This window comes from Neisseria leonii (genome assembly GCF_028776105.2).
Lineage (GTDB): Bacteria > Pseudomonadota > Gammaproteobacteria > Burkholderiales > Neisseriaceae > Neisseria > Neisseria leonii.
Window position 1 is genome coordinate 480,183 of sequence record NZ_CP145606.1, and the last position, 25,688, is coordinate 505,870.

At 57.9% G+C, this 25,688-nt stretch carries 22 protein-coding genes and 2 tRNA genes; 9 read left to right on the forward strand and 15 right to left on the reverse strand.

Going from position 1 to position 25,688, the window contains the following annotated elements:
- Positions 1 to 265 precede the first annotated feature (265 nt).
- Positions 266 to 1,426, reverse strand: a complete 1,161-nt coding sequence (locus ORY85_RS02350; protein WP_274571372.1) for a polyamine ABC transporter substrate-binding protein — start codon at positions 1,424 to 1,426, stop codon at positions 266 to 268.
- Positions 1,427 to 1,660: 234 nt separating this feature from the next.
- Between ORY85_RS02350 and alaS the strand changes: the two genes are divergently transcribed.
- The gene (alaS, locus tag ORY85_RS02355) at positions 1,661 to 4,285 is read left to right on the forward strand and encodes an alanine--tRNA ligase (protein WP_274571616.1); all 2,625 of its coding nucleotides are present in this window, start codon (positions 1,661 to 1,663) and stop codon (positions 4,283 to 4,285) included.
- 870 nt (positions 4,286 to 5,155) lie between these two features.
- Here the strand turns inward: alaS and ORY85_RS02360 are convergent.
- The 9 genes from ORY85_RS02360 to ORY85_RS02400 form a co-directional block, all read right to left on the reverse strand.
- Positions 5,156 to 6,814: an electron transfer flavoprotein-ubiquinone oxidoreductase gene (locus ORY85_RS02360; RefSeq protein ID WP_274571373.1), complete on the reverse strand. Its 1,659-nt coding sequence runs from the start codon at positions 6,812 to 6,814 to the stop codon at positions 5,156 to 5,158.
- Positions 6,815 to 7,452: 638 nt separating this feature from the next.
- Entirely contained in the window at positions 7,453 to 7,938 is a 486-nt protein-coding gene (locus ORY85_RS02365) for a dihydrofolate reductase (protein WP_274571374.1), read from the reverse strand.
- A 123-nt stretch (positions 7,939 to 8,061) separates the two neighbouring features.
- Positions 8,062 to 8,151 (reverse strand) — tRNA-Ser (locus ORY85_RS02370).
- Positions 8,152 to 8,170: 19 nt separating this feature from the next.
- Positions 8,171 to 8,260 (reverse strand) — tRNA-Ser (locus ORY85_RS02375).
- A gap of 81 nt (positions 8,261 to 8,341) precedes the next feature.
- Complete coding sequence (gene yaaA, locus ORY85_RS02380; protein ID WP_274571375.1) at positions 8,342 to 9,121, reverse strand: peroxide stress protein YaaA; 780 nt, start codon at positions 9,119 to 9,121, stop codon at positions 8,342 to 8,344.
- A 91-nt stretch (positions 9,122 to 9,212) separates the two neighbouring features.
- Positions 9,213 to 9,698, reverse strand: coding sequence for a 5-(carboxyamino)imidazole ribonucleotide mutase (gene purE / locus ORY85_RS02385; RefSeq protein WP_274571377.1), 486 nt, complete (start codon positions 9,696 to 9,698; stop codon positions 9,213 to 9,215).
- 105 nt (positions 9,699 to 9,803) lie between these two features.
- A complete protein-coding gene (locus tag ORY85_RS02390) occupies positions 9,804 to 10,463 on the reverse strand; it encodes a tol-pal system YbgF family protein (RefSeq protein ID WP_274571378.1) in 660 nt (219 codons plus the stop codon).
- Positions 10,464 to 10,496: 33 nt separating this feature from the next.
- Positions 10,497 to 11,165 carry a class I SAM-dependent methyltransferase gene (locus ORY85_RS02395; RefSeq protein WP_274571379.1) on the reverse strand — a complete coding sequence of 223 codons (669 nt, stop codon included), beginning with the start codon at positions 11,163 to 11,165 and terminating at the stop codon, positions 10,497 to 10,499.
- Positions 11,166 to 11,169: 4 nt separating this feature from the next.
- On the reverse strand, positions 11,170 to 11,355 hold the full coding sequence (locus ORY85_RS02400; protein WP_274571380.1) for a DUF3460 family protein: 186 nt from the start codon (positions 11,353 to 11,355) through the stop codon (positions 11,170 to 11,172).
- A gap of 131 nt (positions 11,356 to 11,486) precedes the next feature.
- On the opposite strand from ORY85_RS02400, the gene ORY85_RS02405 reads away from it, so the two are divergent.
- Genes ORY85_RS02405 through recR form a run of 3 tightly spaced genes read left to right on the forward strand, consistent with a single transcriptional unit; the run spans position 11,487 to position 13,292 of the window.
- A complete protein-coding gene (locus ORY85_RS02405) occupies positions 11,487 to 11,966 on the forward strand; it encodes an S-ribosylhomocysteine lyase (protein ID WP_274571381.1) in 480 nt (159 codons plus the stop codon).
- Positions 11,963 to 12,688, forward strand: a complete 726-nt coding sequence (locus ORY85_RS02410; protein WP_274571382.1) for a 5'-methylthioadenosine/adenosylhomocysteine nucleosidase — start codon at positions 11,963 to 11,965, stop codon at positions 12,686 to 12,688. The genes ORY85_RS02405 and ORY85_RS02410 overlap by 4 nt, the downstream gene beginning before the upstream one ends.
- Complete coding sequence (recR, locus tag ORY85_RS02415; protein WP_274571383.1) at positions 12,678 to 13,292, forward strand: recombination mediator RecR; 615 nt, start codon at positions 12,678 to 12,680, stop codon at positions 13,290 to 13,292. The genes ORY85_RS02410 and recR overlap by 11 nt, the downstream gene beginning before the upstream one ends.
- 110 nt (positions 13,293 to 13,402) lie before the next feature.
- On the opposite strand, the gene ORY85_RS02420 is transcribed toward recR, so the two are convergent.
- Positions 13,403 to 14,194, reverse strand: coding sequence for an RsiV family protein (locus ORY85_RS02420; protein WP_274571384.1), 792 nt, complete (start codon positions 14,192 to 14,194; stop codon positions 13,403 to 13,405).
- Positions 14,195 to 14,343: 149 nt separating this feature from the next.
- Positions 14,344 to 16,590 (reverse strand): nitric-oxide reductase large subunit, encoded by a 2,247-nt coding sequence (locus ORY85_RS02425; protein ID WP_274571385.1) that lies wholly within the window; start codon positions 16,588 to 16,590, stop codon positions 14,344 to 14,346.
- Between the two features lie 360 nt (positions 16,591 to 16,950).
- On the opposite strand from ORY85_RS02425, the gene nirK reads away from it, so the two are divergent.
- Both nirK and ORY85_RS02435 read left to right on the forward strand, forming a co-directional pair.
- Complete coding sequence (gene nirK / locus ORY85_RS02430; protein ID WP_274571386.1) at positions 16,951 to 18,432, forward strand: copper-containing nitrite reductase; 1,482 nt, start codon at positions 16,951 to 16,953, stop codon at positions 18,430 to 18,432.
- A gap of 130 nt (positions 18,433 to 18,562) precedes the next feature.
- The gene (locus ORY85_RS02435; protein WP_274571617.1) at positions 18,563 to 19,324 is read left to right on the forward strand and encodes a formylglycine-generating enzyme family protein; all 762 of its coding nucleotides are present in this window, start codon (positions 18,563 to 18,565) and stop codon (positions 19,322 to 19,324) included.
- A 72-nt stretch (positions 19,325 to 19,396) separates the two neighbouring features.
- Here ORY85_RS02435 and ORY85_RS02440 read toward each other — a convergent pair whose 3' ends face one another.
- Complete coding sequence (locus tag ORY85_RS02440; RefSeq protein WP_274571387.1) at positions 19,397 to 20,002, reverse strand: CNP1-like family protein; 606 nt, start codon at positions 20,000 to 20,002, stop codon at positions 19,397 to 19,399.
- 134 nt (positions 20,003 to 20,136) lie between these two features.
- Here ORY85_RS02440 and ORY85_RS02445 point away from each other — a divergent pair, with 134 nt between their 5' ends.
- From ORY85_RS02445 to ORY85_RS02455, 3 genes are read left to right on the forward strand one after another with little or no spacing between them, the layout of a single operon-like run.
- A complete protein-coding gene (locus ORY85_RS02445) occupies positions 20,137 to 20,367 on the forward strand; it encodes a sulfurtransferase TusA family protein (protein ID WP_274571388.1) in 231 nt (76 codons plus the stop codon).
- Between the two features lie 29 nt (positions 20,368 to 20,396).
- Positions 20,397 to 21,434, forward strand: a complete 1,038-nt coding sequence (pyrC, locus tag ORY85_RS02450) for a dihydroorotase (protein WP_274571389.1) — start codon at positions 20,397 to 20,399, stop codon at positions 21,432 to 21,434.
- Between the two features lie 8 nt (positions 21,435 to 21,442).
- Entirely contained in the window at positions 21,443 to 22,057 is a 615-nt protein-coding gene (locus ORY85_RS02455) for a lytic transglycosylase domain-containing protein (RefSeq protein ID WP_405030335.1), read from the forward strand.
- A 155-nt stretch (positions 22,058 to 22,212) separates the two neighbouring features.
- Here ORY85_RS02455 and coaBC read toward each other — a convergent pair whose 3' ends face one another.
- Positions 22,213 to 23,412 (reverse strand): bifunctional phosphopantothenoylcysteine decarboxylase/phosphopantothenate--cysteine ligase CoaBC, encoded by a 1,200-nt coding sequence (gene coaBC, locus ORY85_RS02460; protein WP_274571390.1) that lies wholly within the window; start codon positions 23,410 to 23,412, stop codon positions 22,213 to 22,215.
- Positions 23,413 to 23,606: 194 nt separating this feature from the next.
- Positions 23,607 to 25,559 carry a LysM peptidoglycan-binding domain-containing protein gene (locus ORY85_RS02465; RefSeq protein WP_274571391.1) on the reverse strand — a complete coding sequence of 651 codons (1,953 nt, stop codon included), beginning with the start codon at positions 25,557 to 25,559 and terminating at the stop codon, positions 23,607 to 23,609.
- Positions 25,560 to 25,688 lie beyond the last annotated feature (129 nt).

Below are 25,688 nucleotides of genomic sequence, written 5' to 3' on the forward strand. Positions count from 1 at the left end.
ACAAAACGAATACCGAAGATACCAAAAAAAATTTGCCTGCTGCAATAAATTGTCTACATTTTTATATATTAGTTTGGGGCGGTAAAAACGGTTTGGTTCGGAAACAGGTAACGGGGAGCCGTGTACCCGGCGGCAGCCATGGGCAGTCGCAGGACATGGCTTGAGAAGGGCAGGTGGGATATGTTGGAAATGTGCAGGCAGGAAAAAGGCCGTCTGAAACGGCACCGGTGCGGTGTTTTCAGACGGCCTTGATGAGGGCGGAGAATCAGCTGCCGGCTTTAATCCGCTGCCATTCGCGTACCATGTCGCGCAGGCGTGCAGGATCCAGCGGCACCATAATGAAGCTGTTGGCCAAATCCTCTTCCGATAAGAAAACCGTCGGGTCGTTGCGCAGAGACTCGTCCATCAAATCGCGCGCGGGCATGGAGGAGGGCGAGTAGGACACGTAATTGCCGTTTACGGCGGCGACTTCGGGGTCGAGAAAGTCGTTGATAAAGCGGTGGGCGTTGCGCACATTGGCCGCATCGGCCGGAATGGCGAAGGAGTCCACCCAGATGCCCACGCCTTCTTTGGGAATCAGCACTTCGATGTTTTCGCCGCGTCCGGCTTCCTGTGCGCGGCGTTTGGCGACATTGAGTTCGCCGCTGAAACCGATAGTCGCACAAGTATCGCCGCGCGCCAGATCATCGATATAGCCCGATGAGGTAAAACGTTTGATATTCGGGCGGTTGGCTTTGAGAAGCGCGGTGGCCGCATCGGTGTCGGCCTGATCGCTGCTGTTGGGGTTTTTGCCCAGATAATTGAGTACCAGCGGGTAAATTTCCGCCGCGCTGTCGAGATAGGAAATGCCGCAGCTTTTGAGCTTGGCGGTGTATTGCGGGTCGAAGACCAAAGCCCACAGATTCTCGGGCATCGGCAGGCCGTTCAAGGCTTTTTCCACCCGTTCGGTATTGATAGCCAGCGTATTGCTGCCCCAGAAAAACGGTACGGCGTATTCGTTGCCCGGATCCACCTGCTGCATCAGTTGCAGCAGTTTCGGGCTGATGTGTTTCAGGTTGGGAATCAGCTCTTTATTGATTTTTTGATAAGCCCCCACCTTAATCTGGCGGCCGACAAAGGCATTGGACGGGGCGACCACATCGTAGCCCGATTTTCCTGTCAGCACTTTGGCTTCCAGCGTCTCATCGCTGTCGTAAATATCGTAAGTCAGTTTCACGCCGGTTTTCTGTTCGAACCCGCGCAGCGTCTGCGGATCGACATAGTCCGACCAATTATAGACTTTGACGGCCGCCGTTTCCGGCAGACCGGATACGGCTTCCGAAGCGGCGGAAGCAGGAGACGAAGTGTTTGGCGGCTGCTCGGATTTGCCGCCGCAGGCTGCCAGCGAAAACACGGCAGCACCGAGCAGAAACAGTTTTTTCAACATGGACATTCCTTCATGGTAGACACAATACGGATAAGGCCTGCATGGCGGAAAATACAAAAGGCCGCGCAGGCCGGCCGCCAGTATAAAGGACTTGCCCGTTTTTGAGTAGGCGCGGCGGGAAAACTGCGGTAATATTCGGAGATTGCCGGATACGGTTTTTCCTGTTTTTCAGACGGCCTCCCTTCCTGTTGCAGCCGTCTGAAAAACGGTTTATTTTTTAAGAAAAAAGTGATGATGAAAACTTCCGAACTGCGCCAAAAATTCCTCAAATTCTTTGAAAGCAAAGGCCACCAGATTGTGCCTTCCTCTTCACTCGTGCCGCATGACGACCCGACCCTGCTGTTTACCAATGCGGGCATGAACCAATTCAAAGACGTTTTTCTCGGTTTCGACAAACGCCCGTACAGCCGCGCCACTACTGCGCAAAAATGCGTGCGCGCCGGCGGCAAGCACAACGATTTGGAAAACGTCGGCTATACCGCCCGCCACCATACCTTTTTTGAGATGATGGGCAATTTCTCGTTCGGCGACTATTTCAAGCGTGATGCCGTCAAATTTGCCTGGGAGTTTCTCACTTCCCCGGAATGGCTGAATATCCCCCAAGAAAAACTGCTGGCCACCGTTTATGCCGAAGACGACGAAGCCTATGCCATCTGGCGCGACGAAATCGGCCTGCCCGAAAGCCGGATTATCCGCATCGGCGACAACAAAGGCAGCCGCTACGCTTCCGACAACTTCTGGCAGATGGGCGATACCGGCCCCTGCGGCCCCTGCTCGGAAATTTTCTACGACCACGGCAGCCACATCTGGGGCGGCCCGCCGGGCAGCGCGGAAGAAGACGGCGACCGCTTTATCGAAATCTGGAACTGCGTATTTATGCAGTACAACCGCGATGAAGCGGGCAATATGAACCCGCTGCCCAAACCCAGCGTGGATACCGGCATGGGCTTGGAGCGCATGGCCGCCGTGATGCAGCATGTGAACAGCAATTACGAAATCGACCTGTTCGACAACCTGCTCAAAGCCGCCGCGCGCGAAACCGGCGTGCCGTTCAGTATGGACGTGCCCAGCCTGAAAGTGATTGCCGACCATATCCGCGCCTGCTCTTTCCTGATTGCCGACGGTGTGCTGCCTTCTAACGAAGGGCGCGGTTATGTCTTGCGCCGCATTATCCGCCGTGCCGTGCGCCACGGTTACAAACTCGGCTGCAAAGAAGCGTTTTTCTACAAACTCGTGCCGGATTTGGTCAGAGAAATGGGCAGTGCCTATCCCGAATTGGCCGAAAAGCAGGCGCAAATCGCCGATGCACTGAAAAACGAAGAAACCCGCTTCGCCCAAACGCTGGAAACCGGCATGGCTCTGCTGGAAAACGCTTTGGCCGGAGGCGGGCGGACACTGGGCGGCGAAGTCATTTTCAAACTCTATGATACTTACGGTTTCCCCTACGATCTGACGGCCGATATCTGCCGCGAACGCGGAATCGAAATGGACGAAGCGGGTTTCAACCGCGAAATGGAAGCCCAGCGTGCCCGTGCCCGTGCCGCACAGAGCTTCAAGGCCGATACCCAATTGGCCTATGAAGGCAGCGATACCGAGTTCAAAGGCTACACCGAGCGCAAAACCGAAGCCGTGATTCTCGCGCTGTACAAAGACGGCGAACCGGTGGACGAATTGGCCGAAGGCGACAGCGGTGCGGTGGTGCTGGACAATACGCCGTTTTATGCCGAAAGCGGCGGCCAGGTGGGTGATGTCGGCTATATTTGTGCCGGAGAAAACCGCTTTGAAGTGCGGGATACGCAGAAAATCAAAGCTGCCGTTTCCGGCCAGTTCGGCGTGCTGGTGTCCGGCCGTCTGAAAAAGGGCGACCGCGTATCGGCGGAAATCGACCATCAGGTGCGCGATGCCAATATGCGCAACCACAGCGCGACCCACCTGATGCACCAGGCCCTGCGCGATGTATTGGGCAGCCATGTCGAGCAGAAAGGCTCGCTGGTAACGGCAGAGCTGACCCGCTTCGATATTTCCCACCCGCAGGCCGTCAGCGCGGAAGAAATCGCCGAAGTGGAACGCCGCGTCAATGCCGCCATTCTTGCCAACGTGGAAGTGAAAGCCGCCATCATGAGCATGGAAGAGGCGCAGAAAACCGGCGCGATGATGCTGTTCGGCGAAAAATACGGCGAAACCGTGCGCGTATTGCAGATGGGCGGTTTTTCTACCGAGCTGTGCGGCGGAACCCACGTTGCGCGTACCGGTGACATCGGATTTTTCAAAATTGTCAGCGAAGGCGGCATTGCCGCCGGAGTGCGCCGCATTGAAGCCATCACCGGCCTGAACGCGTTGGCTTGGGCACAGAAACAGGAGCAGCTGCTCAAAAACATTATCGGCGAAGTGAAAGCGCAGACCGAACGCGACGTATTGGCCAAAATCCAAGCCAATGCCGCGCAAAACAAAGCTTTGGAAAAAGAACTCGCGCGCGCCAAAGCCGAATTGGCCGTACACGCGGGCGCGAAACTGCTGGAACAGGCAAAAGATTTGGGCGGGGCTTTGCTGGTGGCGGCACAGGTTGAAGCTGATGCCGCCGCGCTGCGCGACATGGTAACCGACCTGAGCGGCAAATCCGACAAAGCAGTGATTCTGCTGGCTGCGGTAAACGGAGGAAAAGTTTCCCTGTGCGCGGGCGTCTCCAAACCGCTGACCGCCAAAGTGAAAGCAGGCGATCTGGTTAAATCCGCGGCCGAACAGATCGGCGGCAAAGGCGGCGGTCGTCCCGATCTGGCACAGGCGGGCGGTACCGATGCCGCCAAACTGCCGGAAGCTCTGGCAGGCGTGGAAAGCTGGGTAACGGCCAAACTGGCCTGATGGGCTGATTCCCGATAACCCCGAGGCCGTCTGAAATCTGTTTACCGATTTCAGACGGCTTTGCTGTTGCTGATTGCAGGCCGTATTGATGGTATGCCGTTTCAACATGTGTACGGCTCTTGTCGGATTCAAGAATCCGACCTACATGTGGTTTAATCCTGATACGTTGGTTATGAAACACAAATCCGACTTTGTGGGAAGAATCAAATTGTCTTCGGTATGATAAGAGACGTAGGTTGGGTTCGAGAATCCGACACATTCGGATCATGAGCAGCATTCTGATTCGGAGTTGTCCAAACGCAGAATGTGGACTGGATATTGATGTCCGGTTTCAACCTGTGCGGGTTTGTCGGATTCGGGAATCCGACCTACGGGTACTGTACAAAGGCGTGAAATAACAGACAGCTGCTGTGAAAAAGGCCGTCTGAAATCCAAACCGGTTCAGACGGCATGCTTTTTCCCGAACGGTTTGTACCGCTTTGCAGGCCGGATTAAGTCGGTAGCCGGCCTGCCCGGCTCAAATCCGATCAATTCCCTGCCGCCGCTGATGCTGATGCCGCCGCCCGGATTCGGCCTGCCGGATACAGTTGCCCGCCCTGCATTCTGCCGTCAGCCTGTTGACGGGCTGCCGACAGCAAATGCCGTCTGAAAACACCTGAAACGGTTTTCAGACGGCATGTCTTTACCCGAATGGGCATTATGTGTAGGTAGGATTCCCGAATCCGACCAATACGCTGGCAGATGCTTAAACCTGCCAACAAATCCCGCCGCTGTTGCCGAAACGCCGGATAGGGGCGGCCGCGATGCCGTTTCACATTCCGGCCGGCGGCCTGCTTCGTATCGGCACAGAAAACTGCGGTTGCAGACGGCCTACATTGCGCTGTAATTCGGCCCGCCGCCGCCTTCGGGGCAGACCCAGACAATATTCTGCGTCGGGTCTTTGATGTCGCAGGTTTTGCAGTGTACGCAGTTGGCGGCATTGATTTGCAGGCGCGGGCCGTCGGCGTTTTCAACCGTTTCGTACACGGCGGCGGGGCAGTAGCGCGTTTCCGGCGCGGCGTATTCGTGCAGATTCACATCAATCATGGTCTGCGGGTTTTTCAGCGTCAGGTGCGCGGGCTGGTTTTCCTCGTGATACACATTGGCCAGTGCCACGCTGCTCAAACGGTCGAAGGTCAGCACACCGTCGGGTTTGGGGTAGTCGATGGGGCGGCAGCGTGCCGCTTTGCGCAGGGCGTTGTGGTCGCCGCCGTTGTGGTGCCTGAGCGTCCACGGCGTGCGGCCTTTGAACAGATATTGTTCCAAACCCGTGTAGGCAAATGCGGCAAACAGCCCCCATTTGAAAGCGGGGCGGATATTGCGTGCCTGATGCAGTTCTTCATACAGCCAGCTTCGGCGGAAACGTTCCGTATAGTCTGCCGCCTCGGGCGCGCTGTCGAGTTCGGTACCGTTTTCGGCCAAACAGCCGAAAACGGCTTCGGCCGCGAGCATACCCGATTTGATGGCCGTATGAATGCCCTTGATGCGCGGCACATTCAGAAAACCGGCCGCATCGCCCGCCAAAACCGCGCCGGGCGCAGTCAGCTTGGGCAGGCTCTGCAAACCGCCTTCGTTGAGCGCGCGCGCGCCGTAGGCAATCCGCCGCCCGCCCGCCAGCGTTTTGCGGATTTCGGGGTGGGTTTTGAAACGCTGGAATTCTTCAAACGGCGAAAGATAGGGATTTTCGTAATCCAGACCGACCACAAAGCCGACAGCGACTTGATTGTTGTCCAAATGATAGACAAACGAACCGCCGTAAGTCTTCCGGTCCAGCGGCCAGCCCGTAGTATGCACCGTCAGACCCGGCTGCGACTGCCCGGGCGGGATTTCCCAGATTTCCTTGATGCCCAGCCCGTAGGTTTGCGCCTGACAGTTTTCGTCCAACCTGAAACGGCGGATCAGCTGTTTGCTGAGCGAACCGCGGCAGCCCTCGGCAAATACCGTCTGTTGCCCGTACAACGCCATGCCGCGCTGAAACATATCGGTCGGCGTGCCGTCTTTGCCGATGCCCATATCGCCCGTGGCAATCCCTTTTACGCTGCCGTCTTCGTGATACAGAATCTCGGCAGCGGCAAAGCCCGGATAAATTTCTACCCCGAGGCTTTCCGCCTGTTCCGCCAGCCAGCGCGTCAGCAGGCCGAGGCTGATAATATAATTGCCCCGGTTGTGGAAACTCGGCGGCGTGGGCAGCCTGTATGCCTTTTCTTCTGTGAGAAACAGTACGCGGTCTTCGGTAACACTGCGCGTCAGCGGCGCACCGTCCGCCTGCCAGTCGGGCAGCAGCTCGGACAATGCTTTGGGATCGATGACGGCACCGGACAAACTGTGCGCCCCCACTTCCGAGCCTTTCTCCACCACGCACACACTCACTTCGCGCCCGGCGGCGGTGGCAAGCTGCTTCAACTTGATGGCGGCGGACAAACCGGCAGGACCGGCGCCCACCACCACCACATCGTACTGCATACTGTCGCGTTCAACGGTTTCGTTCATGGAGGTTCCTTGTCATATTATTTTCATTGATGGGCGGATTATAACCGAAGCAAACGGCCGTCTGCATTTCCCGATACGCTGTATCTGTGCAGGCCGGATTCTTTGAATCCGACACTGCCGGAATCCGACACACCGCTTGTCCATAGCGGTACGGGTAAGGCATTCGGCGGTTCGGATTCGAGAATCCGACCTACCGTCTGCCGTTATACGGGAATGTCCGCCCGATGCCGGAAAGCGATTTTCAGACGGCCGCCCGACAGTTTGACGTTCGGCCCGCCCGGCCGTCGGCTGCGATACCGTCGGATTCAGGCATCCGGCCTGCCACAGTAAAGCGGCCATTTCCGCCGCTGTCTGCCACACGGCTGCAATCCGCGCCGTCTGTCTGCTCTAAACGCGTACATAGCGGACAAACGCCATGTAGGTCGGATTCTTTGAATCCGGCCTACCGTCTGCCGTTATACGGAGATGTCTGCCCGATGCCGGAAAGCGGTTTTCAGACGGCCGCCCGAAGTGTGACGTTCGGCCCGTCAGGCCGTCGGCTGCGATACCGTCGGATTCAGGCATCCGGCCAGCCACAGTAAAGCGGCCATTTCCGCCGCTGTCCGCCACACGGCTGCAATCCGCGCAGTCTGTCTGCTCTAAACGCGCACATAGCGGACAAACGCAAAGCGCAGCCCGTTTTGGGAAATCCCTGTCTCGCGCGACATCTCGCGCCAGTTTTCAGACGGCCATTCGGGGAAAAACGCATCGCCCTCGACGTCGGTTTCCACTTCCGTGATACGGAGTTCGGTAGCCAGCGGCAGAGCCTGACGGTAGATTTGCGCACCGCCCATAATGACGGCTTCCTCGCTGCCCGAGCACAAAGCCAGTGCCGCTTCCAGACTGTGCACCGTTTCCGCGCCTTCCGCACGGTAGCCGGTTTGGCGGCTGATAACGATATTGCGCCGCCCCGGCAGCGGTTTTTTCGGCAGCGATTCCCACGTTTTCCGCCCCATAATCACGGGTTTGCCCAGCGTATAGGCTTTGAAGAAAGCAAAATCTTCGGGCAGATGCCAGGGCATACGGTTGTCGGTGCCGATACAGCGGTTGGCGGCGGCATAGGCGGCAATCAGGGTAATGTTCATGGGTTGAAATCGGAATAGGGAAGATGGAACGGTATGGTATTCTGAATCAGGCCGTCTGAAAAGCGGCCAGCGGTTTTGCCGGTAGAATAAACAAAAGCCGCTGAAAAATCAGCGGCCTGAAACTGGCGGAGGCGGTGAGATTCGAACTCACGGAGGGCGCAAACCCTCGACGGTTTTCAAGACCGTTGCATTAAACCGCTCTGCCACACCTCCGGTTTATGCGTTTCAAGATTGGCGGAAGCGGTGAGATTCGAACTCACGGAGGGCGCAAACCCTCGACGGTTTTCAAGACCGTTGCATTAAACCGCTCTGCCACGCTTCCGTTTCTTGAAAGACGGAATCATAAGGGGTTTTACCGTTTTTGCCAAGCAGTTTTGTCGGCTTGCGGCCTAAAATTCTGTTTTTATTTTGATTGTTCCGGGCGCAGGAATACCCATTCGTTTTCGGTGGAGGCAGCCTCATGGAAGCGGTAGCCTTCGCTGTCGAAGTTTTTCAGCATTTCGGGATCGGTAATGCCGTTCTCGGCGGCATAGCGCACCATCAGGCCGCGCGCGCGTTTGGCGTAGAAGCTGATGATTTTGTGGCGGCCGTTTTTTTCGTCTTGGAAGACGGGGGTAATCAGGCGGGCATGGAGTTCTTCGGCTCGGACGGCTTTGAAATATTCCTGAGAGGCGAGGTTGATAACGGTGCGGCCGTTTTGTGCGGACAGGGTGCGGTTGATGAGATCGGTCAGGCTGCTGCCCCAAAACTCATAGAGGTTTTTGCCGCGCGTGTTGGCAAACGGTGTGCCCATTTCCAGACGATAGGGCTGTATCAAATCCAGCGGGCGCAGCAGGCCGTAGAGGCCGGAGAGTATGCGCAGGCGGTGTTGCAGGTAGGCGGTGGCGGTTTCGCCGAGTGCGGCGGCGTTCAGGCCGTCGTAAACATCGCCGTTGAACAGATAGACGGCGGGCTTGGCGTTTTCGGGTGTAAACGGGGTGTGCCATGCGGCGTTGCGTTCGGCGTTGAGCAGGGCGATTTTGTCGGAAATGTGCATCAGTCCGGCCAGATCTTGCGGTGCGAGCGGTTTGAGCTGCGCCATCAGTTCGGCGGCATCGTCCAGTAAATCGGGCAGGGTGTGTGCGGCAGGCGGTGCGGGGTCTTTTTCGTTCAGGTTTTTGGCGGGGGAAAGCAGAAACAGCATAGCGGTGTCCTGTGGTGCGGTCGGTCGGAAGGCCGTCTGAAAAGCTGTAAAGAGCGGTTTTCAGACGGCCTCGGGCGGTGATTCGGCGGGGTCAGGGCTGCGGCAGTGACATGGCCAGTACGGCGGCTTCCTGTTCGGCACGGAATGCGGCCAATTTCTCTGCCAGTGCGGCATCGTGGTTGGCCAGCAGGGAGACGGCGAACAATGCGGCATTGGCCGCACCGGCCTCGCCGATGGCGAAGGTGGCGACGGGCACGCCTTTGGGCATCTGGACGATGGAGAGCAGGGAGTCTTCGCCGCGCAGGTATTTGCTGGGTACAGGTACGCCGAGAACGGGAACGGTGGTTTTGGCGGCGACCATACCGGGCAGGTGCGCTGCGCCGCCCGCTCCGGCGATAATCGCCTGAATGCCCCGTTCGCGCGCGGTTTCGGCATATTCGAACATTAAATCGGGGGTGCGGTGGGCGGAAACGACGCGCGCTTCATAGGCGATGCCGAATTTTTCGAGAAAGTCTGCGGCGTGCTGCATAACGGGCCAGTCGCTGTTGCTGCCCATGATGATGCCGATTTGAATCATGATGCTTGTCCTTGTTCAAGTTTGCCGTTTGGGCCGACGGTTTGCCGCCGGCAGGGTAAGGCCGTCTGAAAGCGGCTGTCTGCCGGCAGACGGTGCCGGCCGGTTTCAGTATTTCAGGTATCGGGCGGTACGGCGGGCGGCGGCACTGTCGGGATAGGTGGCCGCCAGTTTGCGCCACGTGGCGCGGGCGATGTCGCGCTGCTGCATCGTCCACTGGCACCGGCCGACGGTATAGAGGGCTTCGGCGGCTTCGGGGCTGGTGCGGAAACGCGAAAGGTAGCGGTTGGCAATGTTGATGGCCGATTCGCAGTTGCCCTGTCTGTAGTGGCTTTGCAGCAGCAGATACATGCTTTTGCGTTCGGTTTCGCTGCCGTTGCCGCCACTTTCGGCGGAGTTCAGTATTTTGATGGCGGCAGCATAGTTGCCGTTGCGGTAATGGGTTTGTGCCTGTGTCAGGTTTTGCGCTGAGCGGGCGGCCCGGTCGGCTGAGGGCGAGGCAGTCCGGGCAGGCGGTGCAAAGTTTTGTGCAGGGCTGCTGTGCCGGGTTTCGAAACGGTCGATGCGGTTTTCCAGTTCGTCCAAACGGTATTGCAGACGGCCGATTTCCACGCTCAGACGGCGGATTTGTGTTTCGCTGTCGGCTTTAGGGTGGGGAATGCCGCTGTCGGCGGCGGTGGGGGGCGTCTGCGGGGAGGCGGCCGGTTCGCTGTGTGCGGCGCAGGCGGCCAACAGAAAAAGTGTCGGAAGCGGAAAAGCATATTTCATTTTCAGACGGCCTATATGCGGGTAAGGGCGGGTTCAGCGTTTTTGCAGCAGGGTCAGCCCGTCGCCCAAAGGCAGGGTAATCGGGATAATCCTCGGGTCATGGGGCAGGGCGGCGTTGAAAGCCTGCAAAACCGGCCAGGCTTGCGGTGCGTTTGGCGGGGCATCGTGCAACACGCGGCCGCCGAGCAGGATATTGTCGATGGCGATGATGCCGCCGGGGCGCACCAGTTGCAGGCAGCGTTCGTAATAGTGCGGCGTGGGCGGCTTGTCGGCATCGATAAACGCCATGTCGAAGCTGCCGCTTTTTCCTTCGGCGATCAGTTCGTCCAAGGTAAACAGTGCCGGTTGCAGATGCAGGGTAATCTTGTCGGCGACACCGGCCTGCTGCCATGCGGTTTGCGCCAGTGCGGTAAAGCCCGCGTTGATGTCGCAGGCAGTGATGCGGCCGTGCGGCGGCAGGGCCAGTGCCATGGCGGTGCTGCTGTATCCGGTGAATACGCCGATTTCCAGATAGTTTTCGGCGCGGATCAGGCGGGCCAGCCATGTGAGCAGCGCGGCCTGTTCGGGGGCGACCGCCATTTTGCCCATGCGGTGGCCGGTATTGGCGGCACGGATGGCGGCGAGCGCGGGGTGTTCCGGCTCGCCGATGCGGCGCAGATAGGCCAGAAGCTCGGGCGTGGCGGCGGTGGCCGTGATGCTCATGTGCTTAATCCGGCTGGTAGGCGTAAGGCTTTTTCGGCAGTTTGGCCGCTTCGTAGTTTGCCTGTTCTTCGGGATTGACGGCCACGTCCCACAAGATGCCGCGGTTTTTCAGCCGCTGCTCGGCTTCCTGCGGGTTTTGTTCGAGATAGTCGTTGATAAATCGGGTGGCATCGGATTGATAATGGTACATAAGTCCGCTCCTTTGACGATGGCGGCATTATACCCAAAATCGCCGCCTGCGGTGTGTAAATGGCAAAACGGGCGGAGGGTGAGTATAATCGGCCGCTGCTGTTCGAACCTGGTTTGCAGAAGGAAAAAAACATGACGGATATTCAAATCGAAAAAAAGATGAATGTGGAGAGTTTTAATCTCGACCACACTAAGGTCAAAGCACCTTATGTGCGTCTGGCTTGTGTTACCGACGGCGATTTCGGCGACAAAATCTATAAATACGACCTGCGCGTGTGCCAGCCCAACCGCGATCATATGGAAATGCCCGCGCTGCATTCGCTGGAACACTTGATGGCCGAATTGTCGCGCAACCATTCCGATAAGATTGTGGACATCAGCCCGATGGGCTGCCAAACCGGTTTTTATGTCGCGCTGCTGAATATGGGCGATTATGAGGAAGTTTTGTCGCTGATAGAGCGCACACTCAAAGATGTGTTGGCGGCCGAAGAAGTACCGGCCTGCAACGAGGTGCAGTGCGGTTGGGCGGCCAGCCACAGTCTGGAAGGGGCGAAAAAAATCGCCCGAACGCTGCTGGACAAGCGCGGCGAATGGCCGGAAGTGTTCGCATGAGGGCGCAGACTGTCGGCATCATCGGCGCGATGCAGCCGGAAATCGAGCTGCTCAAAGGCCGTCTGAAAAACAGGGAAACCCACCGTTTCGGTGCGTTTGAAATCGATACGGGCGAATTGGGCGGCTGCCGCGCGGTGCTGTCGCTCAGCGGCATCGGCAAAGTGAATGCCGCCGTGGCGACGGCTCTGCTGGTGCGGCATTTTTCTCCCGACTGCATCATCAATACCGGCAGCGCGGGCGGTTTGGGCAGCGGGCTGAAAGTGGGCGATGTGGTGGTGGGCGTGCAGACGGCGCATCACGATGTCGATGTTACCGCTTTCGGTTATGCGCCCGGCCAAGTGCCGCAGCTGCCCCCCGTGTTTGCTTCCGATGCGGATTTGGTGGAGGCGGCCGGACAGGCTGCGGCGGCATTTGACGGTGCGGCCGTGCATTTCGGGCAGATTGTCAGCGGCGACCAGTTTATCCACAGTACGGAAAAATCGGCACAACTGCGCGCGCTGTTTCCCGGAGCGTTGGCCGTGGAAATGGAAGCGGCGGCGATTGCCCAAACCTGTGCGCAGTTGGACGTGCCGTTTGTGGTGGTACGCGCCCTGTCGGATACGGCCGACGAGCAGGCAGAGGTGTCGTTTGACGAATTTTTGCAGCAGGCCGGCCGCCGTTCGGCGCAGATGGTGGAAGCGATGATTGCGGCTTTGGCACAGCGGGGCGGCGATGGCGGCTAAATCCGGCGATGCTTACGGCCGTCTGATTCAGGCACTCAAAGGCCTGCCGGGCGTGGGGCCGAAATCGGCGCAGCGCATGGCGTTCGAGCTGCTGCAATACCGGCGCGACGATGCGGCACAATTGGTTTCGGCCTTGCAGGCGGCTTTGGGGCAGGTGCGGCACTGTTCGGGCTGCAATACGTTTTGCGAAGCCGATTTGTGCGCGATTTGTGCCGATGAAAGCCGTGATGCGACGCGGCTGATGATTGTGCACCTGCCGGTGGATGTGGCCGGTATGGAAGCGGCCAACTGCCACGACGGGCTGTATTTTGTTCTGATGGGGCAAATCAATCCCGCGCAGGGTATGGATTTGACCCATGTGGCGGTGAAAGAGCTGGTCGGCCGTCTGAAAAACAGCGCGGTGGAAGAAATCATTATTGCCACGGGCTTTACCGCCGAGGGCGATGCCACGGCGTATGTGCTGTCCGAACTGCTCAAACCGCTGCCGTATAAAATCAGCCGTCTGGCGCGCGGTATGCCGCTGGGGGCGGAGTTGGAGCATATCGATGCCGGTACGCTGGCGCAGGCGGTATACGAGCGCAAGCTGCTGAAAGAAAAAAGCTGAATGCCGTCTGAAAACGGTATGGCGGCAGCCGCAGGCAGAAAATGCCGTGCGGCTGTTTTTTTTGAGGCTGCCGCGGGCAGTGGCTGTTTTCAGACGGCCTTTGAAGCTGCCTATTCGGAACGGTAAAACGTTTCAGGATCGGTAAAGCGGCCGATGGCCGGTTTTTGGAATGACGGGCGGATCAGACCGGCCAAATCGCTGTTTTGGATGCCGAGTACCACAAAACCCATGGCATACGGCCCCAATTCATAGGGGTTGTAGCTGAATGTGATGCCTTGCGGCGTGAAATAGAAATTGTCGGTTACGGCCATCGGCCAGGCGTTGAGATGTTCGGTAAACGCGCGTTCGCCGAGGAGGCCGCCGCTTTCTTTTGCCTGTTCCTGCATCACGCTTTTGAGCCGTGCCGTCAGCCGTTTTTTCAGGGCGGTTTCCCGATTGGGCAGCAGTATATCGGCAAGCGTCAGGCGTTTTTGCCGTTTGCGGTCGAATACATAGAACGTGCGTGTGGGGATACCGTGCGCCCCGCCGCTGAAACGGTAATCGTCGGCGGCAATCTGTATGATTTGCGGCGATGCGCTGATCAGGCCGAGGCGGCGCGTGTACGTCAGGATGGCAGGGCGGCCGTCGCGCAAGGTTTCGTTCAGCCACGGGACGGTTTCGCCGATTTCCTGCCGCATCAGGGCGGCATCCCGATTGACGGCGGTGTTGAGCCACGGCAGGCGGCTGCGCAGCAGGGCGATATTGATGTCGGTACACGGGGTTTCGGCATTCTGTCGGCGGCACAGCCGTTTGGTTTCGGCAGGCAGGGTGTAGGCCATTCGGGTGGTGGCAAAGTCGATGCCGCGTGCGGCGGCGGGCATGACAAATGCGGCAAGCAGGGCGGACAGGAAGATTTTTTGCACGGCGGTTTCCTTTACCGTTAATGGAGGGGCGGACAAAGATTGTAAGGTAATTGGCGGGGACGGGATAGCGGGCGATGGTGTGAACAGGCCGTCTGAAACCGGAGGGGAAGGTTTCAGACGGCCTTTGTGTTGCCGTATCTCGCAGACTTTTATGCTTTATTGCGGCTGAATACGGCTTTGGCCGTTTGCCATGCGATGCAGCATGCGCCGCCGATAAAGATCAGGTCGGACAGGGTGCGGATCCAGCGCAGGGTTTGGAGAAAGTCCTGCTGCATAAAGCCTTCGGAACGGGCATACCACAATCCCTGTGTAATGCTGGCATAGGCTTGGAACACGCCCACGGGCAGCAGACTGGTGGCAATCATGCCGGCCAGCCCGCCGTTGAGCAGCCAGAATCCCCATGTCATGACCTTGTCGTCAAATACCGCATCGGGTTTCAGATAACGCGCAACCAGCAGGACAAAGCCCAGAGCGAGGAAGCCGTAAACACCGAACAGGGCGGCATGGGCATGGACGGCGGTGGTATTCAGACCTTGCAGGTAGAACAGCGAAATCGGCGGATTAATCATAAAGCCGAATACGCCCGCGCCGATCATGTTCCAAAATGCCACGGCAACAAAACACATCAGCGGCCAGCGCAAACGTTTCATCCACGGCGTAGCGTGCTGGTAAGACCAATGCTCGTAGGCTTCGTATCCCAACAGAATCAGCGGTACGACTTCCAGTGCGGAGAATGATGCACCGACGGCCATAATCGGTGTGGTGGTACCGGCGAAATAAAGATGGTGGAAAGTGCCGGGTACGCCGCCGACCATAAACAGGGAGGCGGAAACCAGCGCGGCCACGGTGGCGGTACGGCGGCTGACCAGTCCCAGATTGAAGAAAATAAAGGCCAGGGCGGCAGTGGCAAAGACTTCAAAGAAGCCTTCCACCCACAGGTGCACCACCCACCAACGCCAGTATTCCATCACGGTCAGGCTTTCGCGCTGGCCGTAGAACAGGCCGGGGGCGTAAAATAGTCCCACGCCCACCATCGATGCAACAAAAATCGCCAGCAGGTTTTTATCGGCATTTTTGTCGCGGAAGGCGGAAACGGTGCAGCGCAGCATCAAAAACAGCCACAGTATCAGGCCGACCAGCAGCAGAATCTGCCAGAAGCGCCCCAAATCCAGATATTCGTAGCCTTGATGGCCGAACCAAAAGGCGGTGCTGCCCGGTTCGATGGCGCCGGAAAGGGTCAGGAAATTGCCGCCGTACGAACCCAATACCACGACAAACAGCGCGATATACAGAAAGTTCACGCCCAAAGCCTGATATTTGGGATCTTTGCCGCCGTTGATAATCGGCGCGAGAAAGAGGCCGGCGGTCAAGAAACCGGTGGCAATCCAGAAAATGGCCGTCTGAATATGCCATGTGCGCACCAAGGCATAGGGGAACCATTTGGACAGGTCGATACCGTAGAACTGCTGGCCTTCAACCGTATAGTGTGCGGTCAGACCGCCGAGCAGCACTTGGGCGACAAACAGGGCGACGGTCAGGAACACATATTTGCCCAATGCCTTTTGCGACGGAGTCAGTCTGATTTTGGCGACGGGGTCTTCTGCCGGTACGGCGGGTGCGGCATCATGCTTGCGCAAAAACGCATAACCCCATACCAACAGACCGATACCGGCCAGCAGCAGCACAATGCTGGCAATCGACCAGGCGATGTTTTCGCCGGTCGGCACATTATTGATTAAAGGCTCGTGCGGCCAGTTGTTGGTATAAGTGGCTTCGCTGCCCGGGCGGTTGGTCGAGGCGACCCAGGAAGTCCAGAAAAAGAAATCGGTCAGGCGTTGGCGGTGTTCCGCGCCGGGCAGTGTGCCGTTTTTCATGGCAAAGGCTTCGCGGGTGGGAATCATGGCCGGATCATCACCGTAGAGTGCGGTGTAATAGGGGGCAACGGCTTTGATGGCGCGGATGCGCGTGTCTGACAGGACAACCGTACCGTTTTCGTTCATTTGGCTGCCTTTGCGGTATTCGTCGGCCATCTCGGCTTTCAGCGCGGCCTGCGAGGCGGTATCCAAGTCGGCAAATGCCTTGCCGTGCCGTGTTTGGGCGGCGGTTTCCAGCCAGGCGGTCAGCTCGCGGTGCAGCCAGTCGGCCGTCCAGTCGGGTGCCTGAAAAGCACCGTGGCCGAACATGGAACCTAATTCCATGCCGCCGGTGGCTTGCCAGGCTTCCTGTCCGGCCAGAATCTGATCGCGCGTCATCAGGGTTTCGCCGGCGGTACTGACATATTGTTGGGGAACGGGCGGTGCTTGGCGGTAAACTTCTACGCCCAAGTAGCCCAGCAGGGAAAAGGTTACGGCTAATACGGCGATCAGCGATAACCACAGCTTTTTATACTGGCCCATGGTTTGCTCCTTATGGTTGGCAGTGGTGTGTAAAATAAATTCATAAAATATGAATGTTAAAAAATGGTAGCACAGCTTGAATGCGAAATAAACAGCCTGTTTTTGAGCTTGAACTCAATTTCAGTGGAGGTGCCGCTATATTGATTCATTGCTTTTTATTTTGATTTTAATGGATAATTTTATTTTTCCGAACGGGAGTTGGCCATCTGAAAATATGACGGGGATGTTGTTTGTGTTTTTTACTGTCTTTTAAAGTTTCATTTTATGTAAATAATTTGATGTGCATCAAACAGGCGGCAGCACGCTGCACGCATAATGGTTTCCAGACAAAAAAACAAACCCGCCAAAAAGGAAACCACTATGAAACTGCAAGTTTTATCCGCCCTGATTGCTTCTGCCTTTGTGCTGGCCGCCTGCGGTGAAAAGGCACAGACGGTTCCGCCCGCGCCGGTTGCCGTAGCGGCTTCTTCCGCACCGGCGGCATCTGCGCCCCAGGGTGAATTGCCGGTGATGGATGCCGTGCTGACTCAGGCACCGGATGTGCCGCCCGCCATCGACCGCGACTATCCGGCCAAAGTGGTGGTAAAAATCGAAGTGGTGGAAAAAGTGATGGAGATGGCCGACGGGGTCGAATACAAATATTGGACGTTCGGCGGCGATGTACCGGGGCAGTTTATCCGTGTGCGCGAGGGCGACACGGTGGAAGTGCAGTTTTCCAATCACCCCTCTTCGACGGTGCCGCACAATATCGACTTCCATTCGGCCACAGGCCCCGGCGGTGGTGCGGAGTCGAGCTTTACCGCACCCGGCCATACTTCGACATTCAGCTTCAAAGTGCTGAATCCGGGGCTGTATGTGTATCACTGTGCCACCGCGCCGGTGGGAATGCATATTGCCAACGGTATGTACGGCCTGATTCTGGTCGAACCTAAGGAAGGGCTGCCCAAAGCCGATAAAGAGTTTTACGTGATGCAGGGCGATTTCTATACCAAAGGGGCATACGGCGAGCGCGGTTTGCAGCCTTTCGATATGAATAAAGCGATTAAGGAGCAGCCCGATTATGTCGTATTCAACGGCCGTGTCGGTTCGATGCTGGGCGATAAGGCCTTAAAGGCCGAAGTGGGCGAAACCGTGCGTATGTATGTGGGTAACGGCGGTCCGAACTTGGTTTCTTCGTTCCACGTCATCGGCGAGATTTTCGATAAGGTATATATTGAAGGCGGTTCGGCGGTCAATGAGAATATCCAGACCACGCTGGTGCCTGCGGGCGGTTCGGCGATTGTTGAATTTAAAGTCGATGTGCCGGGCAACTTTACCTTGGTCGATCACTCCATTTTCCGCGCGTTCAACAAAGGCGCGCTGGGCCAGCTCAAAGTAAGCGGTCCCGAAAATAAAGAGATTTTCTCGGGCAAATTGAGCGATTCCGTTTACCAGCCGGAGGGCGGTACCGTGCAGACGGTTCCGCTGACGCAAGAAGAGCAGGCCAAAGCCGATGCCGGTGCGGCCAAAGCGGCCGGCAAGGACGATCAGATCAAGTTGGGTAAGGCTGTTTACGATTCCAACTGCATGGCCTGCCACGGTGCGCAGGGACAGGGTGTAGAGGGTGCATTCCCGCCGTTGGCCAAATCCGATTATCTGCTGCAGGATCCGAAGCGCGGGATTGATGCGGTTTTGAAAGGCGTGAACGGTAAGATTACCGTGAACGGTAAGGAATACAACAGCGTGATGCCCGCACTGGCTTTGGACGACGAACAGACGGCCAATGTGCTGACGTATATCCTGAACAGTTTCGGCAACGACGGCGGTCAAATCAGTCCGGCAGATGTGGCCAAACGGCGTTAAATTGCCACGGTGGCCGGAAGTCTTCTTCCGGCTTTATTTGAACACTGCCGAAACCGCGTTTTCAGACGGCCCCAGTCCGCAACAGGCCGTCTGAAAACGGTTTGGCAATCCGGGGAGCGCGTTGATGAAAATGGCTTTAATCTGCCGCATCGTCTTTGTCCTGTTGTCAGTGCCGGCGGCTGCTTATTCCGGGGCGGCAGAGATGGTCAAACTGCCGGGCGGCAGTTACCGTCCGCTGTACCTGAAAGAGAATACGCCGCAAATCAGCGTCAGGCCGTACCGCTTGGACAAATATCCTGTAAGCAACCGCGAATTTGCCGCCTTTACCGCCCAAAATCCGCAATGGCGGCGCGGCCATACCGGCAGCAAGCAGAGTGACAGGCACTATCTGGCGCACTGGGTGGCCAAGGGGCAGGGGTTTGCCCCGAAAACGGCCGATTTGGATAAGCCGGTAACTTATGTTTCATGGTTTGCCGCCCACGCCTATTGCCGCGCACAGGGAAAACGCCTGCCGACCATAGATGAATGGGAATTTGCCGGACAGGCTTCGCAAACCAGTCCCAACGGTGCCAAAGAAGCAGCCTACCGCGAGACCATTCTGAACTGGTATGCCGAAGGCAGCAGCAAAGGCTTGGGCAAAATAGGCCGGAAAGCTCCCAATTATTGGGGGATTCACGATATGCACGGCCTGATTTGGGAGTGGACGGAAGATTTCAACAGCAGTCTGCTCAACTCCGGCCAAGTCGATAACAGTATGTTCTGTTCGGGTGCGTCGGCGGGGGCGGCAGACCCGAGCGATTATGCCGCCTTTATGCGCTACGGTTTCCGCACCAGTGTCCAGGCCAAGTTTTCCGTGCATAATCTGGGTTTCCGCTGCGCGGCCGATTCCTGAACACAGGATAGAAACCGCCGCCGTATCGGGTATACGGCGGCGGTTTGCGGTTTCTTGGGGGGAAGCCGGCGTTTATCCGCCGACGGCATCGCTGCCGATACGGCCGGAAGCCGGCACTTTGCCGCCGCGCTCCAGCAGACGCGCACGCAGGGCTTCGCCGTTTTTCGGTACGCCGTCGATACACCACACTTTATACAGTGCACCGCGTACCGGTTCCGGGCTGCTCAGAATGGATCCGATGTTCTGCCATTGCGGATTGCGCGGCTGAATCCAGCGCCGGTTCTGCATATCGGCAAAAGCATAGATTTTATACGACGATTTTTTTTCCTGACGGAAAGAGGTCGGCGCACAGTAAACCGCTTCGGCGCTGATATTGTCGTAACCGCTTTGCGAACGTATGTTCAGCACATAGCGGATACTGCCGTCTGCCGCCAGCCGCACGCTGTCCAGAGCGACGGACGGTTCGCTCGGGAAGCCGGGCGTGACATAAATCCGCTGCCAGCGGGTTTGGCTGTCAGGCAGTGCGGGCAGGATTTCATCGGATTCGCTGAACCGGTTGCGTGCCGCCTCTTCGGGCGATTCGACATAATTGGTATTGTAGAGAGTGTCTTTTTGATTGATACCGGCGGCTTGGGCGGCCAATGCCGCAACGGTTACCGGCAGAATAAGCAGGCGCATGGGCGATCCTTGCGGTCATGAAAAACGGTATCTATTCTAACCTGCCGCTGCGGCCATTGCCAGCCGCCGCACGTTCCACAGACGGCATCTGCCGCGCTATAATCCGCTTTTTACGTTTGCTGACCGAAAACAAGATGAATGAACAATTATTGGATTTGAGCGGCCTGAAATGTCCGCTGCCGATTCTGCGCACCAAAAAAACTTTGGCACAGATGAAAGGGGGCGTGTTGAAAGTGTTGGCAACCGACCCCGGCGCACCCGGCGATTTTGCCGCTTTCTGCCGCCAAACCGGCCACGTGCTGCGCGAATCGTCCGTCGAGAACGGCGTATTTGTTTTGGTGGTACAGCATAAAGACGGCGTTTGAACGCCGCCCGGTTATTTAAAGGAACGCATATGCAGACTCTGACCCTGACCCGCCCCGACGATTTCCACCTCCACGTGCGCGACGGTGCGGCACTCAAAGCCGTAGTGCCGTATACCGCCCGCCAAATGGGGCGTGCGCTGATTATGCCCAATCTGAAACCGCCCGTTACTACGGTAGCGCAGGCCTTGGCCTATAAACAGGAAATTTCAGCTGCCGTTCCGGCCGGTTTGGATTTCGAACCGCTGATGTGCCTGTATCTGACCGACCATGCCACGCCCGACTTGGTGCGCGAAGCCAAAGCGGCGGGCATTGTGGCCTTCAAGCTGTATCCGGCCGGTGCGACCACCAATTCCGATTCGGGCGTTACCGATTTATTTAAATTGCTGCCGGTTTTGCAGGCGATGGCCGAAGAGGGAGTGCGGTTTCTGGTACACGGCGAAGTGACCGACCCCGACATCGATATTTTCGACCGCGAAGCAGTGTTTATCGAGCGGGTGATGAAGCCGGTGTTGGCGCAGGTGCCCGATTTGAAAGTGGTGTTCGAGCACATCACCACGGCCGAAGCGGCGCGGCTGGTGATGGAGGCGGGCGACAATGTGGCGGCTACCGTAACCCCGCAGCATCTGCTGCTCAACCGCAACGATCTGCTGGTGGGCGGTGTGCGTCCGCACCATTACTGCCTGCCGGTGCTCAAACGCGAAAGCCACCGCCGGGCTTTGGTGGCGGCCGTAACCGGCAGTCAGTCGCATAAATTCTTTTTGGGTACCGATTCCGCACCGCATGTGCAGACGGCCAAAGAAAATGCCTGCGGTTGTGCGGGTATGTTCAGCGCGATGCATGCCATCGGTCTGTATGCGGAAGTATTTGAAGCGGCCGGCGCGTTGGACAAACTCGAAGCGTTTGCGGCGCAAAACGGCGCGCGTTTTTACGGTTTGCCGCAAAACAGCGGCCGCATCACGCTGGTCAAGCAGGCCGAGCAGGTGCCGCAGAGTGTGCCGTTCGGCGACGGACAGCTGGTGCCGATGCGTGCGGGCGGCGAAGTGGCCTGGCGCGTGGCGGCGGAGTAAGGGCGGCTGTGGCGGCTTTCGCGGATACGGTTTGTTCGCGCCGCAATCTGTTGGGGGCGGCGGCGTTTTTCTGTCTGCCGTCTGCGGTACACGGCGCGGTGCAGCACGAAGAAACTTTGGCTGATGATGTCGCTTCCGTGATGCGCGGTTCGCTGGAAAACGCTTCGCCCGCGCGGCTGGTATTTGCCGACCCCGGCGAAGGGCGGCGGTGGCTGGCGGAAATGTCGCGCCGTTTGCAGCGTTTTGTGGCCGATGCGTATGAGCGCGAGCGTATGCTGGTGCATATCCAATATGAAAGTGCGCGGGCGGGTTTGGACAGTCAGCTGATTTTGGCTTTAATCGAAGTAGAAAGTGCGTTCCGCCAGTATGCGGTCAGTGCGGCCGGTGCGCGCGGGCTGATGCAGGTGATGCCGTTTTGGCAGCGGTATATCGGGCGGCCGGAGCATAATCTGTTTGATGTGCGCACCAATCTGCGTTACGGCTGTACGGTGCTGCGCCATTACCGTAATGTCGAGCGAGGCGATTTTGTCCGCGCTTTGGCACGCTATAACGGCAGTTTGGGCAGCCGCCGTTATCCCGATGCGGTTTATGCGGCATGGCAGCGGCGCTGGCGTTGGCCGTAAAGGGTAAATCGCGGACAGAGACCGTCTGAAAACAGTTTGTTGTTTTTCAGACGGCCTTTTGTTTGCGGAAAATGAAAACGGTTTCTGCTGTGTCGTTTTTGTCCGTCAGCCGCAGACATTTGATGCAGCTGCTTCACACGGCGTTTTTTGCTGTTTCAGGCAGCCTCTGCTGCGGCCGTCAGTTCGGCTATCCGTGCGACGATGGCTTCGGCTGCGGCTGCTTTGCTGCCGGCGGGCAGGGCGGTTTCACGTTCGGCATCGATTAAAGTGATTTGGTTGTCGGGTTTGCCCATCGCCACCGAAACATCGTTGGCCACCAGCAGCGGAATGCCTTTTTTCAGGCGTTTGGCGCGGCCGTGTTCAACAATGTTTTCACTTTCGGCAGCGAAGCCCACGCAAAACGGCGCATCGGGCAGGGCGGCCACGGTGGCGAGAATGTCGGGATTTTGCGCCAGTTCGATAATGGGCGGTGCGCCGCTGCCGTCTTTTTTGATTTTGTGGCGGCTGCGGTTTTTGACGTGATAATCGGCGACGGCGGCCACGGAGATGAAAATATCCTGCCCGTTCAGACGGCGCAGGACGGCGTCCAGCATCTCGCGCGCGCCCTGTGTCTGCTCGCTGTATGCCAGACCGGCAGGCAGGGCGGTCTGCATCTGGCCGTGAATCAGGCTGACTTCGGCACCGGCGGCACGGCAGGCACGTGCCAAGGCCGCCCCCATTTGTCCGCTGGACAGGTTGGTGATACCGCGCACGGGGTCGATGGCTTCAAATGTGGCACCGGCGGTAATCAGCACTTTTTTTCCGGCCAGCGGTTTGGCGTGCCATAAATCGGGCAGTAAATCGGCCAATTCGGCCGCTTCCGGCATACGGCCGGTACCGCTTTCGCCGCAGGCCTGTTCGCCCTCGGCGGGCTGGAAAACGGTAATGCCGTCGTCCTGCAAACGGGCGATATGGCGCAGATTCGCCGGATTGTGCCACATTTCGACGTTCATGGACGGGGCAACGGCCAGCGGGCATTTTCGCGCGGCAGCCAGTGTGGTGAGCAGGTTGTCGGCAATGCCGCAGGCGATTTTGGCCAGCGTGTTCGCGCTGGCGGGCGCAATCAGAAACACATCGGCCTGGCGGGTCAGGTTGATGTGCGCCATGCCGTTGCCGCCGAAACTGCCGTCGTGGGTATCGGTGTAAACGGGATTGCCGCTGAGTGCCTGAAAGGTCAGAGAGCCGACAAATTCGGCAGCAGCGCGGCTCATGACGATATGTACGTCGTGCCCCTGTTTTTTCAGCAGGCGCACCAGTTCGCACGATTTGTAGGCGGCAATGCCGCCGCTGATGCCCAATAGAATATTTTTTTTCATGGCGTTTTCTGCGACAGGCCGTCTGAAAGCTGCGTTTTGGCCGTTTATCGGTTTATTTTTTGATAAACGGAACGGAGCCGACGTTTCAGACGGCATTTAAAGTTTGACTGTTTCGGCTGATAGATTCGGTCGATGGAAACCGGGCAGATTATACCGCCGATACGGCAGAGACGGGCGGTATAGCGGCCGGATTTTCAGCTGCCGATTAACTGGATGCGTTTGCCGGGAATCAGCACACTGCCGTCGTTAGCCCGGCGTACGTCTTCGGCATTCATATTGAAACGGCGGGCAATGTCGTTGATGGTGTCGCCCTGCCGTATCGTGTACGACACTTGGCGGACGGTTGCCGCAGGCGCGGCGGAACGGGCGGCGGCAATGTTGAGCATCTGCCCCAAGCGGATATTGTTGCCGCGGATATTGTTGGCGGTAATCAGATCGGCTACGCTCACATTATAGCGCCGGGCGATATTGAACAAAGTATCGCCGCTCTCGACACGGTGGGTACCGGCAGGTGTTTTCGGGGCGGCTGATGTGCTGCGGACTGTGCTGCTGTGTTCCGTTTGGCGCGGCACGGCGGCTGGTACTTCTGTTTCCAAGCGTCGGCTGGCAGCCTGAGCCAGTGCGAACAGTTCGTCTCCGTCCGGTGTGGCGGCCTCCGGGAGGGCAGCTGTATAGGACGTTCCGGTTTGCGGGGCGGTTTGTACGATAAAATTCTGCTGGATGCCGTCGGCGTTCTGCACCGCCGGATTCAGGCTGTCTGCCGCAGTATTGAGGCTGCCGGTTGCCGGGTCGGTATCGGCTATGGCAGCGGTTTGTGCGACAACAGTAACAGTCTGCCGTTCGGGTACAGGGGCGGAACGTACGGTCTGCACGGCGGGATAGGCTTCACGCTGTGCGGCGGGCGGATTGAGCGGCTGGACGGTAAAATCCGGCACGCTGCGCGCTGCGGCGGTCTGGAAAGCGGGTTCGGCAGACAGGGCTTTATCCGGTGCGGCAAAATCGATGCCGATATTGCTGCTGCGGTTCAGGCTGTTTTTGGCAACCAGTATGCTGCGCCCGGCACCGACGGTGTTGCCGCGCAGGTTGTTGAGGCTGCGCAGTTCGCCGACGCTCATGCCGGTTTCTGCGGCAATGGCGCTCAGGCCGGTATGGGTGTAGGTAGTGTAAACGTCCCAAGACAGCAGGGTGTTTTTGTCGGCTTTGCTGTAGTTGCGCTCGAATGTGCCGACGGAGGCGGCCGGTATCAGCATTTTGCGTCGACCGTTTTGCGGCAGGAAAACCGGTGCGTTAAAGGCCGGATTGAGCGTTAAAAATTCGGTTTCGCTGATGCCGGCCAGACGGGCGGCAGCGCTGATGTCGATGGGCTGATTGATTTGAACCGCTTTAAAGTAGGGGCGGGTGTCGATTTCAGTCAGGTTGATGCCGAAGTAGTCGGGATTATTGACAATATTGCGCACGGCCAAAAGCTTGGGGACATAGTTGCGCGTTTCGTTGGGCATACGCAGGTTTTCGTAAACCGGATCCAGGCCTTGGGCGCGGGCGCGGGCGACGGCGCGGCCGACATTGCCTTCGCCCCAGTTGTAGGCGGCCAAAGCCAGAGACCAGTCGCCGAACATGCCGTGCAGGTATTGCAGGTAGTTCAGAGCGGCGTGGGTGGCGGCGTAAACATCGTGGCGGCCGTCATACAGCGGGGTTTGCTCCAACCCGTACTGGCGGCCGGTGGCCGGCATAAACTGCCACAGCCCCGATGCGCCGACGGGCGAGCGCGCTTTGGTAACGAACGCGCTTTCGATAAAGGGCAGCAGCGCGATTTCGGCGGGCATGCCGCGTTTGGCGACTTCTGCGCTGATAAAGGAGAGATACGGTTTGCTGCGGTCGATGGTGCGGTTGAAGTAGGCGCTGTTGGCGGCCAGCCTGCGTTCGTGGCTGCGCACAAGTTCGGGATTGACTTCGCTGATGGCGAATTGGTTGCGCAACTGGTTCCAGAGGCTGCCGAAAGCGGCTTTGGGTGTGCCGTGATCCATCGGCGCGGCGTTGAGGCGCATCATGGCATGGCCGATTTGGGCGGGGCTGTAAGTCTGGCCTGCGGCCGCTGCGGACAGGAAAAGGCCGGCAACGGCGGCAGAAAGGGCTGTTCGGGAACGCATGTTGAACCTTGCTGATGACACACGACAATCGACCGATGGTAACTTGCCTGTCAAACATCCGTCAAGGATGTCGGATGAAAATACTAAATATTTACATATTCTTAGGCGATTTTCTGATGCGGAATGAGA